The sequence below is a fragment of the Alphaproteobacteria bacterium GM7ARS4 genome (assembly GCA_014332745.1).
Lineage (GTDB): Bacteria > Pseudomonadota > Alphaproteobacteria > GM7ARS4 > GM7ARS4 > GM7ARS4.
This window is the reverse complement of sequence record JACONL010000004.1, coordinates 23,314-40,784: the sequence shown is the minus strand read 5'-3', so window position 1 is coordinate 40,784 and position 17,471 is coordinate 23,314. Positions and strand designations below refer to the sequence as shown.

The window sequence follows — 17,471 nt, the reverse complement described above, 5'->3', positions numbered from 1 at the left end:
GGGATAAAGAGCGGGGAACGTGTCACATATTCCCGTCGTCATTTCCTCAAATGGGGCGTCACAACAAGCCTCGCCTTAGGGGCCTGTCCCTTCATCCATGGCTGTCACCGCCCATCTTCCTCCCCTCATATCGCCATTGTTGGCGCTGGCTTTGGCGGCGCCACCGTGGCGCGCTATGTCAAAACCTACCACCCCGACATACGTATCACCCTCATCGAGCAATCTCCTGTTCTTCACACATGCCCTTTCAGCAACTATGTCCTCGCTGGCTTCAAACGCATGGACGACATCACATGGACATGGGACGGATTAAAAAACATTGGCTGTGACACCATCCGTGGGAAGGTCATCGCCCTCGATGCCCATCGCAAGACACTCACCATCGAACATCATGGCACGCTGAGGTGGGATAGGCTTGTTCTCTCTCCCGGTATCGATATGCAATGGGACGCCATCGACGGCTATGGTCCAGAGACAGCCAACCTTATGCCTCATGCGTGGAAAGCAGGCGAACAGACTCTCTTGCTCAAAAAACAGATAGACTCTATGGAGGATGGCGGCACCATGATTATCACCGCGCCAGAGATGCCCTATCGTTGCCCGCCAGCCCCCTATGAACGCGCATCCGTCCTCGCATGGTATCTCAAACGCCATAAGCCACGTAGCAAAATCATCATCCTCGATGGGAAAAAGAGTTTTACGAAAAAAGCTCTCTTCGAAGAGGGATGGAAGGCACTCTATCCCGCCATGATAGAGTGGGTCCCTGCCGACCAAGGAGGGCATGTCGTCGCTGTCTCGCCACAAGATCGCGCTGTCATCACCGCCGACGGACGCCTATGGCATGGCGATGTCATCAATGTCATACCACCGCAAACAGCAGGAACACTCGCCCTCGAGGCGGGACTCGCCCCCCATGATGAATGGTGTCAAATCCACCCCGTCACCTTCGAATCACAAGAAGCGAAAAACATTCACATCATAGGTGATAGCACGGTGGCCGGCGCTATGCCAAAATCCGCCTTCGCCGCCAATAGTCAAGGAAAAGCTGTCGCCCTCGCCCTGTCCGCCCTCCTTGACGACAACACGCCATCTTACCCGTTACTCATGAACACATGCTATAGCCTCCTTGCGCCAGACTATGGCATATCTGTCGCCGCCAGCTATCGGCCAAGCGCCACATCCATTGTCGCCATTCATGGAGGAAGCGGCACAAGCCCCCTACAGGCATCACAAGCGTTTAGAAAAAAAGAGGCAGACTATGCCCATGCTTGGTATCAACAGATGCTCTCGGAGATTTATGGGTAACACAAGACAGACCACGCCTCTCATCGCTGAACGTCACCCATGTCATGGGGTAAAACACAACGGACGCGCCCCGATACGTCATGGAATGTCCCATGCAGGCTCTGTCCAGCTGTCAGTAATGACGTAAGACGCGCCATAACGGCATGAGGCTCAACGGCACAACGCATGCTTGCACCACACCTCGTGCGGTTTTGGGTGCGCATCGCGCCCGGGTCAAAGACGTTGATGTTTAACCCGTCACGCATATGCTCCAATGCCCAACCATACGCCATACGCTCTAAAGCGGCTTTACTCAGAGCCAGAAGCCCCCAATAAGGAAGGGACATCGCCTCACGGCATGTCATGAAGAGGGCATGGGCATCCTTCGATGCCACAAGCAAAGGGGTCAGTGCCTTGATAAAGTGCCAATAGGCTGTCACATTGATGGCGATGGTCTCCTGCCAATCCGACGGCGATGCTTGGTCCAAAGGCATCAAGGGCGGGTGATAGGCGGCATTGGCAATGAACAGGTGAAGACGCCCAAAACGCTTCGCCATCGTCTCGACCATCATCGCCATGCCGCCAGCATCACGTATGTCGAGAACGACAATGCTACTGCGACCATCAGTGGCGCAAATGGTATCATGGACCTCTTCCAACGCCTTTTTGTCACGGCCCAACAACAGGACATGCATGGCATGGGAGGCAAGATAGAGCGCAATTTCTCTTCCTAAACCGCGCGATGCGCCCACAACAAGAGCAATCCTTCCCTCACCAGTGTCATGTGGACGTACCGCACCCATAAGCCTCAAGGCGTGGAAGGCGTATCCATAAGGGGAAGAACACTCTTCGCATGGCCTACATCAACAAGGGGAATGGGATAATGTCCCGTGAAGCATGCGTCACAAAATCCCTTGCCTTTTGGGGATGACGAAGACGCAGCACAAGCCGTCTCTTTCCCCTCATGGATGGCGCGATAGAGACGCTCAAGGGACAAAAAGGCGATACTATCCACACCCACCTCTCGAGCAATAGCCTCATCATCCAGCTCTGATGCGAGCAGCTCTTCTGAGGACGGGGTATCGATGCCATAAAAACATGGATGGCGCACATGGGGACTGGCAATCCGTAGATGGACTTCACGCGCGCCAGCTCGCCGCACCATCGCAACAATTTTCCTCGATGTCGTCCCGCGCACCAAACTATCATCGATTAAAACGACAACCTTGTCCTTGAGAACAGCACTATGGGCATTGTGCTTGAGACGAACACCAAAATGACGGATATTCTCCATAGGCTCAATAAAGGTGCGGCCAACATAGTGGTTACGGATAATACCCATATCAAATGGCACACCCGATTCTTGTGCATAGCCAATGGCACATGCCAGCCCTGAGTCGGGAATGGGAACGACAACATCCGCCGCCGTCACTTTGTTCTCGCGTGCCATCTCACAACCAACACGCTTACGTATGGCATAGATACTCCTCCCCTCAACGACAGAGTCAGGACGAGAAAAATAAATATACTCAAAGAGGCAAAAGCGCTTCGCCACCGAAGGAAAGGGACGATATGAACGCACACCCTCCTTATCGATGATAACCATTTCGCCAGCCTCAACATCACGCCATAAATCACCCCCCAGAATATCGAACGCACAACTCTCAGACGCCAACATCCATGATGACTCTAATGTGCCTATGGAGAGGGGACGCACACCAAAAGGATCACGCACCCCTATCAACATAGAAGGCGTCATGACAACAAGAGCATACGCCCCATGCACTTGCGACAAACTCTCCACAAGCTTATCCTGCACAGAGGACGCCCCGCTCATCGCCATCAAATGCAAGATGATTTCCGTATCCGATGTTGTTTGAAAGGTCGCACCCTTTTTAGCAAGGGAACGCCTCAGAGAATGGGCATCGGTCAAATTACCATTATGGGCCACCACCACGCCACCCGATGCTAATTGCGCATAGAGAGGCTGGATATTCTGCATATCGGATGCGCCCGCCGTCGAATAGCGGTTGTGGCCTACCGCCATCGTCCCCTTTAGACGGTCGATAACATGTTGACTGCTAAAAATATCGCCAACATAACCAAGCGCCTTATGGGTGTGGAAACTGTCGACGCCATACAGACAGCTGACGATACCGCTCGCCTCTTGTCCTCGATGCTGAAGGGCATGCAACCCCAAAGCCGTGACGGCAGACGCCTCCTTATGGTCGAAAACGCCAAAAACCCCACATTTCTCCTTCATCTCCTGTGGTGATGTGCGCGCCATGCTCTATACCTCTCCTATCATCGCAAAAAAAACGCGACCCCATCCCCTCGCACCCCCATCCTGTCATCGATTATCTGGGTTCCTCTTCCCCCGCACGCAACACCTTACTCGCCCCCTCCTCTATGTCTTTCATATCGAGCCCCTGACGCAATAATGTGAGCTTGATCATATTTGCCCCATACATAATGAGGGGACGCGTCTTTGCCGACAAAATAATCTCTGGCTCGTTCCTCCCCGGAATGCCAGGGACAATCGTCAACAATAGATAGGCAACACAGACAACACCAAAACCACGCGCCAAACCAAAGACAAAACCCATCATCCTATTGGTAAAGCCCAACGTATCACCACTGAGCACATGCTCGACAACACGACTCAGTAAGCGCACAATGACAAGGATGAAAATAAACACAACAGGAACAAGGACAAAATATCCCACAAGCACAGGCTCTATCCCGACAATAGGCACCAAAGCAGGGACCGCAAAATACGTGGCAATAAACGCCATGACCCAAGATAATAATTTAGAGATCTCTCGCAAAAAACCATACAAGTAGCCCCAAATCGCCGAAATGAGGACAAACATGATGATTAAAAAATCAACAAAATAGGAGGATAGCATGTGCATCGTTCTGTCTCGTTCTCTCTCTCACATCGCTTCAAGCCACGTATCCGTTCATCACCACACGATACCTTATCAAAGAACCCCTCACCGATACCCTCTTCCCAGCGCATACCTGCCAACACCACCCCTCCCATGAGCAACCTCCCCTCACCCCCCTTAAGACCCTCCCCTTAAAACTCATGGGTGTTGCTCACCTTGACACCCCCTCTCACGTTTGTCAGCCCCTCCTTGTGTCGCAAGGTAGTCCGTTCCCCAGAAAACACAGAGGGACTCTAGCACATTTCTCACATGAGATAAAGAATAAATCGTGAGGCTTTGTCCTGTCACGCTTTCACGCTCTTGACGACTCTCTCGATGGGGACTTTGCGCCGTATAGACTTCCCGAAAGCCAAGATGTTGCGCCTCCTTCACACAGGAATCCAAGTGAGGGACAAAACGTATCTCACCAGATAAACCGATTTCACCACAAAAAACAGCATGGACGGGAAGAACGTCATCCATAAGGGCAGAAAAGAGTGATACAGCAACCGCCAAATCAGCGCCAGCATCACGCACTTTCATTCCACCCACCACATTCACATAGACATCATAAGAAGCAAAAGAGACGCCACAACGGGCCTCTAACACAGCCAACACCATAGACAGACGAGCGCTGTCATACCCCAAGGCGCTGCGACGAGGCAAACCAAAGGATGTCTTAGACACCAACGCCTGCATCTCCAACAGAAAACAGCGACGCCCTTCTTGTGTCGCAAAGACAGCGCTTCCACTATGTGCTTCGCGGTGGTCTGATAGAAAAAATGATGACGGATTGGGTAATTCTTGTAAACCTTTCTCGTCCATCTCGAAGAGGCCGACTTCGTTTGTCGCGCCATAACGATTTTTTATGGCGCGCAAGAGACGAAGACGCTCCCCCATGTCATGCTCGAAGTAAAGCACCGTATCCACCATATGCTCCAACAATTTAGGCCCTGCTAATGTCCCTTCCTTCGTGATATGCCCCACAAGAAGCAAAATGATGTTCGTGCGACGGGCAAATTCTATCAATGTCGCTGTGCTGGCCCGTATTTGCGCAACACTCCCCGCCACTGACTCCAGAGCGCCAACAGCAACGGCTTGAATGGAATCGATGATGACGACACGAACGCCTTCATAGGCGTAGAGACTCTGCACAATGTCCTCAACTTCGTGATGATAGGCAAAACGCACATGCTCTGATGGCGTCAAGCCCATACGCCGAGCCCTCTGTGCCACTTGCTCTTCCGTCTCTTCGCCAGAGATATAGGCAACATGGTGCTCTTGTTGCGACAAGGCGTACGCCAGCTGCAACATGAGCGTCGACTTGCCGATACCGGGCGCACCGCCCAATAAGAGAGCGCTCCCCACAACCAAGCCACCTCCACACACCCTATCGAATTCTTTTATCAACGTTTCATAGCGAAAGACGCGACGCCCATCCACAGGGGAGGCGACAGACGCACTCTTTACGTTGGACCCGCCATCAAGGACAGAAAGCACATCGCTGGCTGACGTCTTTGCCTTTTTTGCTAAGGCATGCATATCGACCCCGAAGGGATTGACACCCCTCTGCCCGCCCTCAGTGTCCTTCTCGATCGTATTCCAGCGACCGCAATGGCGACATTGCCCCTGCCACGATAGATGTAACGTACCACATGACGAGCAACGATAGGATGCCTCCTTGCGTGTCAAAGCGACATCCTCACATCACGATGTCAAGGCATCGGCCTGAGTCTGAATGGGGCCATCAGCAAGACCATTGACGAATTGATGGATATAGTCGCTTCCAGAATTGTCAATGTCGCTGATCTTGCCAAACCATTCTATCTTCCCGTTATAGAGCATGGCGACAGTGTCGGCTATGGCGCGCACACTGGACATATCGTGGGTGATCGTCAGTGTCGTGGCCCCGATCTTCTTCGTGCATTCTCGAATCAAATTATTGATGACGGCACTGGAAATAGGGTCTAATCCCGTTGTTGGTTCATCAAAGTAGAGAATCTCAGGACGATTAAAGATCGCGCGCGCCAAGGCCACACGTTTCTGCATCCCTCCCGATATTTCCGATGGCGTAAGATTGGCAACCCGTTCATCGCCTTGGCTGGCCAATCCCACAAGATTGAGATTCTCCAATGCCTTTTCATAAATCTCCCGTCTGGACAATGTCCTCTGTTGCAGAGCTTGAAACCCCACATTTTCCCACACCTTAAAACTATCAAACAATGCGCCGCCCTGAAAGAGCATACCGACCTTGCTATAGTCACGAGTGATGCCCGATGCAAGACCCAACGTCTCTCGCCCATTGATACGAATAGAGCCACTCTCAGGACGAACGATACCCAGCAAGCATTTAAGCAAGACCGACTTTCCCACCCCTGACGGCCCTATGACGACCAACGATTGCTTCTCCTGAATCGATAGGGATACGCCATCAAGCACTTTCTTCATGCCAAAGGCTTTCTTAAGATTGGTGATTTTTATCTTTTCCATATCGACATCCTCGCTCTAACGGGAGAAGAAGAGCCCTGTCAGCACGTAATTGGAAAACAAAATGAGGATGGACGAGCTGACCACAGACAAGGTTGTCGCCCGTCCCACACCCTGCGCGCCACCTCCCGAGTAATAGCCATTATAACACCCCATGACCGTGATGATGAAGCCAAAGGCAGACGCCTTCACCAAACCGAGCGTCACATCGGACGGCTCGAGGAATTGCCATGTATGCACCAAATAGAGGGAGGGATTGAAATCCAGAGAGATGGTGCTGACGATATACCCCCCCAACACACCAATGGTATCCGCCAGCAACACCATGATAGGCATCGAAATGACACCAGCAATGATACGCGGGGCGACCAGATATTTGAAAGGATTGACCGACAACGTGATGAGAGCATCAATCTGTTCTGTGACCTTCATCGTGCCAATCTCGGCAGCAATAGATGCCCCCACACGACCCGCCACCATCAAACCCGCTAACACAGGCCCTAACTCACGCGTCACAGCAAGCACAACGATATTGGGCGTCGCGCTCTCAGCGGAAAAACGCGAAAAACCAGAGTAACTTTGCAACGCTAACACCATGCCCGTGAAAATAGCCGTCAAGCCAACAACAGGAAGAGAATAATACCCAATGATAAGAATTTGGCGAAAGAGCATCTTCACGTAAAAGGGAGGCGTCACACAGTGCCACAGAGAGACCGCCACAAACGCCGCCAAACGCCCTATTGCCGCTAAGGCATCAAAGAAAACACGACCAACAATGGGAAAAAATGTATGCATACAATAAAAATGCTTTTGATACGTCTGACAAGAACATCAAGATAATGGACGAGGTGTAGCACATGGCACGCCCTCATGTCAAACATGAAGTGAGGAACTCTCCACTATTCTCGATAGAGGTTGTAAAAACGCGTGGTGCTTTCGTCAAAGACCATATCGATATTGCCAACACTTCCGTTCCGTTGCTTGGCGACAATGAGGCGCGCCATATTATGGATGTTTTCCATTTTCTTCTGCCAGTCACTATGTTCGGGCGTCCCCGCCTTTGGTTCATTTCTTCGTTCATAATAGGCTTCCCGATAAATGAAGATGACAACATCGGCATCTTGCTCGATAGAGCCAGATTCCCTTAAGTCAGACAATTGGGGGATTTTATCATCGCGTCCTTCTACCTTGCGAGAAAGTTGAGAGACGGCAATGACGGGCACATCCAATTCCTTCGCCAACGCCTTCAAATCACGGCTGACTTCCGAGATTTCTTGCACACGATTTTCATGCTGTCTTTTGCTACTGCCTTGCACAAGCTGCATATAGTCAACGACAATGAGCGCTAAGCCTTTAAGGCGTTTCAAACGCCTTGCACGGCGTCTGAGCACGGCAACGGAGAGTCCGGGCGTATCATCGATATAGAGGGGAACATTGTCGATATACTGCGCTGCTTCGCGAATGCTGAGGTATTTCTCTTCATCAATAAGCCCATTGCGCATGGCACTGGCGGGAACACCGCTTTTCTCAGAGAGAACACGTAACGCCATCTGGTCAGAAGACATCTCTAGAGAGAAAAATGCCACAGGATAATGCTCTTTGCCCTTCGTCGCATCGCCAGAGGCAATAGCCCATGCGATATTCATCGCTAAAGCGCTCTTCCCCATAGACGGCCTCCCTGCCACGACAATAAGGTCGGATTTTTGCAACCCTCCTAACATCTTATCCACGCCAACAAAGCCAGTGGCAAGACCGCTGACACCATCCTTATGACGATAGGCATCCTTTGTGTCTTTTAAGGCGCGCGCCAGCACGCTACTGAAAGGCTGAAACAGACGCTTTTCCTCCACCTCCGACAAGGTGTAGAGGCGCTGTTCGGCATCCTCAGCGATGGAGGGCGCCGGACGCTCAAGAATCGACGCCTGAGCATCACTCGCCATATCTTGGGCAAGGGCTATCAGAACACGACGCTGATACAAGTCGAGAATCACATCCCCATAATGACTCACATTGGCCGTCAAGACAGCAGACTCCACCAAATCCACAAGATAGGCATCGCCACGCCCATCAGCAAACAACCTCTCCATAGGAAGATGGTGCTGTAATAATGTCACATCAACCGCACGCTGTTCCTCACCGATAAGACGAGCAAGGACATCATAGACCGACCCGTGAAGACCCGTCTCGCCATCAGCAAAATGAAAACCTCTGAGGTCATCGCCAACACGCTCATAAGCAGCATTATTCACCAGCAACGTCCCTAAGAGCGCGCGCTCTATATCATAATTGTGCGGCCATGTGAATTGCTCACCGCCAACGGACGCTGTCTCTAAAATCTTAGCCGATGTTTTATCCATCCCCATCCTCCTTGCTATACCTTATCACGTCTCCCCCCCTTCCTTATAGACTATGTAGCATGAAGACACGCCTTTGCCTAAGGCGAAAACGCACACCATCCCTTGCAATCTGTGGATAACCCCCTCAAGAAGAACGTGGACAAGGACACAACGTCCACACAATATCAAGGCATAAAGGGAAAAAAAGAAGAGGATAGATCTGTGGATAAAAAACTTCTCATCGCAAGCCACAGGCCATAACAGCACAGCAATGTCACACCAAACGGGCGGTGCATCATGCCCCCCCTCATGACCCGCCAGAGCCATAGCGCCATGATCATCGTCAACATCACGCTATCAAAGGACATACGTGGTTCGGGTGGAAAGGACGACAGCATGGAAGCAATCCCTAAAATGCCTAAGAGATTAAAAAAACAACTCCCCATAACGTTGCCGATAATCATGGCATGCGCGTCATGGGGAGCGTCACCAGCCTTGTGCTTGAGCGCGGCGATGGTGGCAAAGAGTTCAGGAAGCGATGTCCCTAAGGCGAGGAGCGTGAGTCCGATAAAGGCTTGAGACAAACCGAAGACCAGAGCAATTTCCACCGCCCCATAGACCAGCAATTCCGCACCAAGGGCAAGGCTCACAATACCTACCATGCTCAAGAGACTCGCTCGTACCAGAGAAGGCGCGCCATCGCTAGTGTCAGGCTGGCATGGCCGCGTATCATCAAGGACATGCCCCCCAGAAGAAGTGTGAGACGTGTGAGAAAGATGGGACGCATGGGAAGGGCGCTCAGACATAAGAGACCAGAGATACCATGCCATCGTCGCCAACATCATCGCCCCTGTCACCCACCCTATGCCTAACCATATCACCATCGGCACAAGGAGAAGGGTTGCCACCCCTAGAACAGCGCTCTGCTGAACCAAGGCGTGATGACGCAAAGAAAAGGCGGATGTCGACATGAGAAGCCCACATCCCAAAATAAGACCCACGTTGGCGATATTACTTCCCACCACATTGCCTAAAGCGAGGGCGGAGGCATCATGCATATGCGCATGGAGCGTGGCAAAAAATTCAGGAGCAGATGTGCCAAAACTAATGACAAACACGCCCATGACAAAAGTCGACCATCCCAATATACGTCCCAAGAGGACGCCGCCGCGCACTAGCCACTCCCCACCCCATAACAGCAACGCCCAGCCCACTACCAAAGCGACACCGATCAACACGATGTCCTCTTATCCATGGTCGCGTTCGGTGGGAGCGTCCTTTTCCTTGTCTTCTTGTGGGATGTCTGTAGCGCCATGCAGGGACGCCCGCCCTTGTGGGGCTGTCGAAGCAGAACGCCTCTCCTTGCCTTGCTCGCCTGTCTTTGACGATGAAACAGGCGTCGCGTCTCTCGTCTTTGCCGTTTTTTTATGCCCCTTTTGCGCTGTGGAGTCTCGCGCCTTCTTCTCTTGTAACGTCGCCGCATCCATCGAACGCGCCACATTGAGCGTTATGTCAACCCACACATCAGGATGTAACATCAGGCGACATGGGTGCATGCCAAGATCCTTTATCTTCGAACGCAACAGGACATGTGAGCCCGTCAAGGACACATTCTTTTGCTCTTTTAAAGCTGTGAGAACATCACGCACAGAGACAGAGCCATACAGGTGACCGCTCTCACTGGCCTTACAGATTATGGGAAGTGTCACGTTGCCAATATGCTCGGCCAGCTGTCGCGCCTCATCTTTAACCTTGTCGTTGCGTTTGCGCATCTCCTCCTTGCGCGCCTCGAAATAGGCGATCGTCTCCTTATTGGCGCGCAGTGCCTTCTTTTGTGGGAGAAGAAAATTGAGCGCATACCCGCGTTTCACCTCGACATGCTCGCCTATCGCCCCCAAGCGCGCCATAGGTTCTAATAAAATCACCTTCATGTCTCGACTCACTCCGCCACATAAGGCAGAAGACCCAGAAAACGCGCCCTCTTCACCGCCTTGACAAGCGCGCGCTGATTCTTGCGCGATAACGACGTCACAGACGCCGGCATAATCCTTCCCCTCTCCGACAAAAAGAGCTTCAACATCCTCACATCAACGGCCGCCGTCTCGTGACAAGCAAAAGACATCGACGCCACCTTCTTACTATGGGGTGATACCGCCATTATGATGCCTCCCTCTCACGCTCTCTCTCCCGATGTGATTGCGCATCGAGAAACGCCTTCATAGGTGAAGGAAGCGTAATGTGCTTTTTGACAGACAATGTCAGGCAACGTATAATGTCCTCATCGAGACGCATCGCCTTCTCCATCTCTTGCACGGCACGAGGCTCACCCTCAATATGAAAGAGGTGGAAATGCCCGCTCTTGTTCTTACGCATAGGATAGGCAAGGGGAACAAGCCCCCACGACTCCTGATTCTTGATTTTTGCCCCCTTCTTCGTCAGCACCTTCACATATTTTTTCACCACATCCTCCACAGCCCGCGTCGTCAAATCTTGACGAAGAATAAAAATGCTCTCATACAACATCAATGACCATCCTCTCTCACAACCATAGACACGCCTACCGCCCCATCACACGTCATACCCCCAAACACTCTATAGCATAGTCCAGACATGTTCACAAAATCCTTTTTCCCCTATTCCTTATCCCCCTCTCCTCTCACTCATGTGCTATAGAACACGACATCCATAGAACCCTCCTTCAGTCACATCCGTCCTTTGTTCCCTTTTTGTCGCCCATGCCCTTTTACGTCCAGCGTCGCTTTCTGCCTCTCTTCATATGCCAATTTTTCGGCGCGTTCAATGATAATCTCCTCAAAAGTGGCTTGTCTTTTCTCGTTGTCTATCAATGGCACAACAACGACCCATGGCTTTCTCCCGCCCATACCATCCAACTCGCCACAGCGTTCCTCGTTCTTCCCTTCCTTCTCTTCTCCCACAAGGCGGGAAGTCTTGCCGATACGTACGATAAAGCGCGCATGGCACGCGCCATCAAAGGGCTAGAGATTGTCATCGTCTCCATCACGAGTCTCGCCTTTTATTGGCAGAATACAGCCCTTCTCCTCTTCTGTGTCTTTCTCATGGGAAGCCAATCGACATTCTTTGGCCCCATAAAATATGCTCTTCTTCCCCTTCACCTGAAGGGACGGGAATTGCTCCTTGGCAATGCCTGTATCGAATCATCCACCTTTATCGCTATCCTCATAGGCAGTGTCGGGGGAGGCGTCCTGTCCCTCTTTCCCCATAGCACTTTTCTTATCAGTAGCACCGTCATCTCTTGCGCTCTCATAGGCTGGCTGGCGTCCATGTTTATTCCCCTACAAACACACGCCATACAGCATGGCATGCCTCATGCCTCACCTTATAGGCAAGACCTGTCTTGGCGAGAGACATATCGACTCATTGCCCGCCATCCTCCTCTCCTCTCACTCATTATGGCGATCTCATGGTTTTGGTTCTTCGGCGCCATGTTGCTCTCACAGCTGCCTCTCTTCACAAAACATCATCTCGCTGGCGATGAAAGCCTCGCCACCATGTTCCTCGCTGTCCTGACGGCAGGCATTACGTGTGGGGCGTTCTCAGCGCCTCCTCTCCTCAAACGTTTCCGCCTACCCCATGTGCTTATCGCCTCATGCGCCATCATGGGGGGGGCGTCCCTTGTCTTCTCGTCCCTTGCCTCTTCCATGCCCACCGCCATCCACACGGCTGTCCTTGTCAGCGCCCTGTTCACATCAGCATGGGCTGGCGGCCTTTACTCCGTCCCACTCTATACCGCCCTACAGAAAACGAGTCCTCCCGCCATCCTCTCGCGCTGTATTGCCACCAATAATATCGTCAACGCATGCCTCATTATCGGTTCAGCACTCTGCGCCCTCACCCTTCTTCACCTCAGCGCCACGATCCAAACAATCTTAATCCTCAATAGTATTGTTCCCCTCACACTCGCCCTTTATTATGGACTCCACAGGATAGGAAAGACATCCCACCCCCTCACATCCCTTGACGAACGCCATAACATATGAGAGTCATGAAGCCACCCCTACGGACAACATCATCAGCCATGTTCAAGCACGTTATTCTCCTCTTGTCCTGCATGGTCCTCGCCCACGCATGCACACAAGGCCTCCTCGACCGCACGCCACCCGGCGATACCCTCGCCACTGGCTCGCTCTTACGCCATGCGATTCTCACGGCTGGCGGTGGCGCCATCAATTTCGCTGAAAAGCACATGCAACAGAAAAACAAAAGGAGACGCCAAAAATGCCACGAGTATCAAGTCTTGCAAACTGTTATCAGCGACGAGCCCCTGGTCGCCGAAGAGGCATCACCTTTCTTACGCTTTTTTGGCTTTGGCGGTGATGAAGAAGACACATCAACAGAACAAACAGAAGACGACACAGACAATCATGATAACAACACACAAACGCCCTCTCAAGAGGAACAAGCACAGCAAGGCGATGACGACACGCAGGCAGGCGTGCTTGACGCACAAGAACAACAGGACACAGACATTGTCATAGAGGAAACGGTGAGCGAAGCCGTCTCAAGGCAAGTGGAAACCTATTTGGAAGCCGAACAGGCCATCATTGAGGAGTCCGTTAACTCGTGGAAAGAACTATGGGTCATCAGGGCATGCGGTGTCGTCACGCAAGTCGAGCTACGCTTCATTGCCGATGGGAAAGGGGAGACCCTTGTCCATATTCCCTTCGAAGCGATCGCTCTCTACACACCACCCTAAGCCTGCCACAGGAATATCTGCACATCAGCCACGTTTGTCCCCGTCGCATGCCACGCTAAAGCATCATGGTGTGCCGTCAGGAGGGTATATGTATCATTGTTATCCAAGAAACATCGTGGGTTATCGCCAGCCTGTTGCCACCTGTCATAGCTCGTCTCGTCAATGAGAGCACCCGCCACATCAGTCGGCCCATCACGTCCATCCGTCCCCCCCGATAAAAATGCCCACCGCCCCCTCACGCCATGACGCGCACACGCCTCAGCAAAGGCAACCCCCAATTCTTGATTACGACCGCCAAGCCCCGACCCACGAACACGCACCGTCGTCTCGCCGCCAAAAACCCACGCCCGCTTTTTCTCCCACCCCTTCTGCTGACCGTCACGCATCAGCGCATCAACACATTGTTGCGCCACAAGACGCGCCTCACCAGACACATCAACACGCCACAAGGTTGCGTCAAAACCCAACGACGACGCATGGGCAAGAGCCGCATGGACACTCATGCGATTCGAGCCTATCAATGTGGCTGTGCTGTGGCGCGCTATCACGTCATCGTCCTTCAATGTCTCTGGACGCTTTCCCAAGACGCCTTGCTGAAGGTGATACGTGACACTGGCGGGAATGTCTGCCGTGAGGGCATATTTTTCTAGTATCTGAAGGCTCTCTCGAAAAGAACTAGGGTCTGGCACAGTCATACCGCTGGCAATAGAGGATACATCATCACCAACCACATCAGATAAAATAAGCGCATGGCTACGGGCGGGATAGATGTGACGCGCCAACCATCCTCCCTTAAGGCGAGAGAGATGTTTACGCACGACATTCACCTCATGGATTGTCGCACCACTCTTGAGGAGCGCATTCGTTGTCGCCATCTTATCCTCAAGGGACACCCCTTCCACAGGAAGAGGCACAAGGGCTGACCCGCCGCCACTCACTAAGAACAGCACGACCTCTCCCTCTTGTCCCTGTTGCGCATCTTCATAGAGGGCTTGCGCCGCCGCCATGCCCTCCTGAGTAGGCACGGGATGTCCACCCACATAGACAGACACGCCATAGTCGTCAGCCCAACGGGGATGATGAACGGAAAAGAGCGCCATATTCTCCTGAGTCGTGATCGCGATGGCACGTCCCACACGTAGCGCCGTGGGAATGACATCCAACGCCGCCTTCATCATCAAGAGAGACGCCTTGCCAACGGCATAGATACGCAATTTGTGGATGTCATGCCCTTTCTCACCCTTCTTCGCACCGATGACAAGGCCACCATCCTCACCGATGTGGACATGAGAGGCAACACACCGATACGGGTCTGCCGCCGCCACCGCCGCATGAAAGCATTCCTTTGCCTGTTCTCTGAGGGGCGTCCGCTCCATCCCGCGCGCTTCCCGCACAATCCTGCTATGCCACCCTGTCCGCTGGCTCTTGTCCCTTAAAAAAGGCATCGACATTGGCAAGGACACGCATGCCCATGGCTTGGCGTGTCTCGGTCGAGGCGCTCCCTAAGTGAGGAAGTAAAACGACATTCTCCATCTTCATAAGGTCGCTATGAACTTTCGGTTCACGTTCATACACATCCAATCCCGCCCCAAAAATAATCTGTTCACGTAACGCTTGTACCAAAGCCGCCTCATCGACAATGTCGCCACGCGCTGTATTAATCAAAAATGCCGTAGGTTTCATCTTCGCAAAAGATGACGCATTGATAAGGTGACGCGTCTCAGCTGTCGAAGGACAATGAAGAGAGACATAGTCGGCTTGACGTAACACATCATCGAGCTTGTCACACGATGTCGCATGGACATCCGCCGCCAATGTGTCCTTTCGCACATAGGGGTCATAATAGAGGATCGGCATGCCAAAGCCTAAATGCGCCCGCCGCGCCACAGCTTGAGCGATACGCCCATATCCAATTAAACCCAATGTCTTACCGCTCACCCTCTTCCCCATCATATGGGTCGGACGCCACCCCGTCCATGCCCCCGTCCTGAGATGACGCTCTCCCTCACCGATACGCCGTGCCACCGCTAACAGCAAAATCATCGCAATATCGGCCGTGCAATCCGTTAGCACCTCTGGTGTGTTCGTCACGACAATCTTGGCAGATTTTGCCGCCTCAATATCGATATTGTTAAAGCCAACGCCAAAATTACCAATAATGCGCACACGCCTATGAGGCACACCGATAACATCTTTGTCGATGCTATCCGTCACCGTGGGTAGAAGCGCATCGGCTTCACCCATCGCCTTCATCAACGCCTCCTTCGTCATAGGCACATCGTCATGGTTGAAAGTCGCGTCAAAGGCGTCTCTCAGCTTCTCCTCCACCAACGCCGGCCAACGACGGGTCACAATGACTACAGGCTTTGTCGCCATCCCTTTAACCTCTGCCAGATGTCACGAATTCTCTCACATCCTCACCCATCAAGGCTCTTACGCCAGTATTCACCAGCAACAGCCAACGCACTGCCGGGCTTGACATCGATACCGCTGTCGCGCAACGCCATTTCACATCCCGCCAAAGCTGCTGCGGCTTGCAACTCGTTCAAGTCGCCTAAATGCCCGATACGGAAGACTTTTCCCGCCACCTCGTGCAAGCCCGCCCCTAAAGACATATGGTATTTTCGATAGGCCGCATCGATGACCTTGCGCGCATCCTTGCCATCAGGAACACAGATAGCACTCACCGTGTCGGACTCCCACGTCTCGTCCTGAGCGCAAAGACGCAAACCCCACCCTTCCTTGACAGCGCGCCTCACGCCCTCGGCAATACGCCTATGACGCGCAAAGACATTCTCTAGACCCTCGTCCAACAGCATATCCACAGCAACGCCTAAGGCGCGCAACATGGGAATCTGAGGCGTATAAGGATAATAGCCATCCTTGTTTGTCTTGAGCATATCCTCCCAAGAGAAATAGCAACGCTTCAATGTGGCGTGTTTGTGCGCCTCTAAAGCCTTCGGGCTCACCGCCATGATCGCCATGCCAGCCGGCAACATAAAACCTTTCTGCGAGCCAGAAATGGCACAATCGACACCCCATTCATCCATGCGAAAATCAATGCTCGCAATGGAACTGACGCCATCCACAAAAAGCAACGCAGGGTGTCGCGCCCTCTCCATCGCCTGACGCACAGACGCCACATCACTCGTCACACCCGTCGCCGTCTCATTGTGCGTCACACACACGACCTTATAGGCATGCGCCTTGTCAGCAGAGAGCTCTTCATAGACATCATCTGGCGGCGTCCCCGTCCCCCACGTCCTATCCTTGACATGAACATCCAAGCCCAAACGAGACAACATATCCGCCCACAACATGGAAAATGTGCCAAAACGATAAATCAACACCTTATCACCCTCAGACAACGTGTTCGTGATACATGACTCCCACGCCCCTGTCCCTGAACCAGGGTAGATAAACACATTGCCTTCCTTCATCTTAAAAATCTTCTTGACCTTCTCGTAAAGAGGAATCGTCAACGCAGGGAGGTCAGGACTCCGCTGGTCTTCTGTGGCAATATGCACAGCATTGAGCACATCATCGGGAATATGCGTCGGACCGGGAATAAACATGTGGCGACGTCCATAACTTTTACGTGGCATCAGTCTTCTCCTCTCTTAAGATTCTGTATCAAAACATGGCATAACACGGCATGCCCCCCATCCTCCCCCACCATCCATGTCTTAAAGATTTATG

At 52.4% G+C, this 17,471-nt stretch carries 18 protein-coding genes; 3 read left to right on the top strand and 15 right to left on the bottom strand.

Translation table 11 applies throughout. From position 1 onward, the window contains the following. The first annotated feature begins 93 nt into the window (after window positions 1–93). Window positions 94–1,305: an FAD-dependent oxidoreductase gene (locus tag GDA54_04455; protein MBC6497554.1), complete on the top strand. Its 1,212-nt coding sequence runs from the start codon at window positions 94–96 to the stop codon at window positions 1,303–1,305. Between the two features lie 20 nt (window positions 1,306–1,325). Here the strand turns inward: GDA54_04455 and GDA54_04450 are convergent, their stop codons facing one another. From GDA54_04450 to rpsF, 12 genes are all read right to left on the bottom strand, one after another. Beyond that, window positions 1,326–2,087 (bottom strand): SDR family NAD(P)-dependent oxidoreductase, encoded by a 762-nt coding sequence (locus GDA54_04450; GenBank protein MBC6497553.1) that lies wholly within the window; start codon window positions 2,085–2,087, stop codon window positions 1,326–1,328. 5 nt (window positions 2,088–2,092) lie between these two features. Next, on the bottom strand, window positions 2,093–3,571 hold the full coding sequence (locus GDA54_04445) for an amidophosphoribosyltransferase (protein MBC6497552.1): 1,479 nt from the start codon (window positions 3,569–3,571) through the stop codon (window positions 2,093–2,095). A gap of 70 nt (window positions 3,572–3,641) precedes the next feature. After that, complete coding sequence (locus tag GDA54_04440; GenBank protein ID MBC6497551.1) at window positions 3,642–4,193, bottom strand: CvpA family protein; 552 nt, start codon at window positions 4,191–4,193, stop codon at window positions 3,642–3,644. After that, complete coding sequence (locus GDA54_04435) at window positions 4,163–4,315, bottom strand: hypothetical protein (GenBank protein ID MBC6497550.1); 153 nt, start codon at window positions 4,313–4,315, stop codon at window positions 4,163–4,165. Before GDA54_04435 ends, GDA54_04440 begins: the two co-directional genes overlap by 31 nt. A 58-nt stretch (window positions 4,316–4,373) precedes the next feature. Further along, on the bottom strand, window positions 4,374–5,906 hold the full coding sequence (radA, locus tag GDA54_04430; protein ID MBC6497549.1) for a DNA repair protein RadA: 1,533 nt from the start codon (window positions 5,904–5,906) through the stop codon (window positions 4,374–4,376). Window positions 5,907–5,921: 15 nt separating this feature from the next. Beyond that, window positions 5,922–6,704: an ATP-binding cassette domain-containing protein gene (locus GDA54_04425; protein MBC6497548.1), complete on the bottom strand. Its 783-nt coding sequence runs from the start codon at window positions 6,702–6,704 to the stop codon at window positions 5,922–5,924. A gap of 15 nt (window positions 6,705–6,719) precedes the next feature. Next, entirely contained in the window at window positions 6,720–7,496 is a 777-nt protein-coding gene (locus GDA54_04420; GenBank protein ID MBC6497547.1) for an ABC transporter permease, read from the bottom strand. 104 nt (window positions 7,497–7,600) lie between these two features. Beyond that, entirely contained in the window at window positions 7,601–9,058 is a 1,458-nt protein-coding gene (locus GDA54_04415) for a replicative DNA helicase (GenBank protein MBC6497546.1), read from the bottom strand. Window positions 9,059–9,222: 164 nt separating this feature from the next. Next, entirely contained in the window at window positions 9,223–10,275 is a 1,053-nt protein-coding gene (locus GDA54_04410) for a hypothetical protein (GenBank protein MBC6497545.1), read from the bottom strand. Window positions 10,276–10,284: 9 nt separating this feature from the next. Further along, window positions 10,285–10,968 (bottom strand): 50S ribosomal protein L9, encoded by a 684-nt coding sequence (rplI, locus tag GDA54_04405; protein MBC6497544.1) that lies wholly within the window; start codon window positions 10,966–10,968, stop codon window positions 10,285–10,287. A gap of 8 nt (window positions 10,969–10,976) precedes the next feature. Beyond that, complete coding sequence (gene rpsR, locus GDA54_04400; GenBank protein ID MBC6497543.1) at window positions 10,977–11,195, bottom strand: 30S ribosomal protein S18; 219 nt, start codon at window positions 11,193–11,195, stop codon at window positions 10,977–10,979. Beyond that, complete coding sequence (gene rpsF, locus GDA54_04395; protein MBC6497542.1) at window positions 11,195–11,560, bottom strand: 30S ribosomal protein S6; 366 nt, start codon at window positions 11,558–11,560, stop codon at window positions 11,195–11,197. Before rpsF ends, rpsR begins: the two co-directional genes overlap by 1 nt. Window positions 11,561–11,772: 212 nt before the next feature. On the opposite strand from rpsF, the gene GDA54_04390 reads away from it, so the two are divergent. Beyond that, window positions 11,773–13,056 carry an MFS transporter gene (locus GDA54_04390; GenBank protein MBC6497541.1) on the top strand — a complete coding sequence of 428 codons (1,284 nt, stop codon included), beginning with the start codon at window positions 11,773–11,775 and terminating at the stop codon, window positions 13,054–13,056. Next, entirely contained in the window at window positions 13,053–13,772 is a 720-nt protein-coding gene (locus GDA54_04385; GenBank protein MBC6497540.1) for a hypothetical protein, read from the top strand. Before GDA54_04390 ends, GDA54_04385 begins: the two co-directional genes overlap by 4 nt. On the opposite strand, the gene GDA54_04380 is transcribed toward GDA54_04385, so the two are convergent. Genes GDA54_04380 through GDA54_04370 form a run of 3 tightly spaced genes read right to left on the bottom strand, consistent with a single transcriptional unit; the run spans window position 13,769 to window position 17,377 of the window. Further along, complete coding sequence (locus GDA54_04380) at window positions 13,769–15,148, bottom strand: DUF4147 domain-containing protein (protein MBC6497539.1); 1,380 nt, start codon at window positions 15,146–15,148, stop codon at window positions 13,769–13,771. The two genes, GDA54_04385 and GDA54_04380, sit on opposite strands and share 4 nt — an antisense overlap. Window positions 15,149–15,173: 25 nt before the next feature. After that, window positions 15,174–16,148 (bottom strand): D-glycerate dehydrogenase, encoded by a 975-nt coding sequence (locus tag GDA54_04375; GenBank protein ID MBC6497538.1) that lies wholly within the window; start codon window positions 16,146–16,148, stop codon window positions 15,174–15,176. A 41-nt stretch (window positions 16,149–16,189) separates the two neighbouring features. Further along, window positions 16,190–17,377, bottom strand: a complete 1,188-nt coding sequence (locus tag GDA54_04370) for an aminotransferase class V-fold PLP-dependent enzyme (protein MBC6497537.1) — start codon at window positions 17,375–17,377, stop codon at window positions 16,190–16,192. Between the last annotated feature and the right edge of the window lie 94 nt (window positions 17,378–17,471).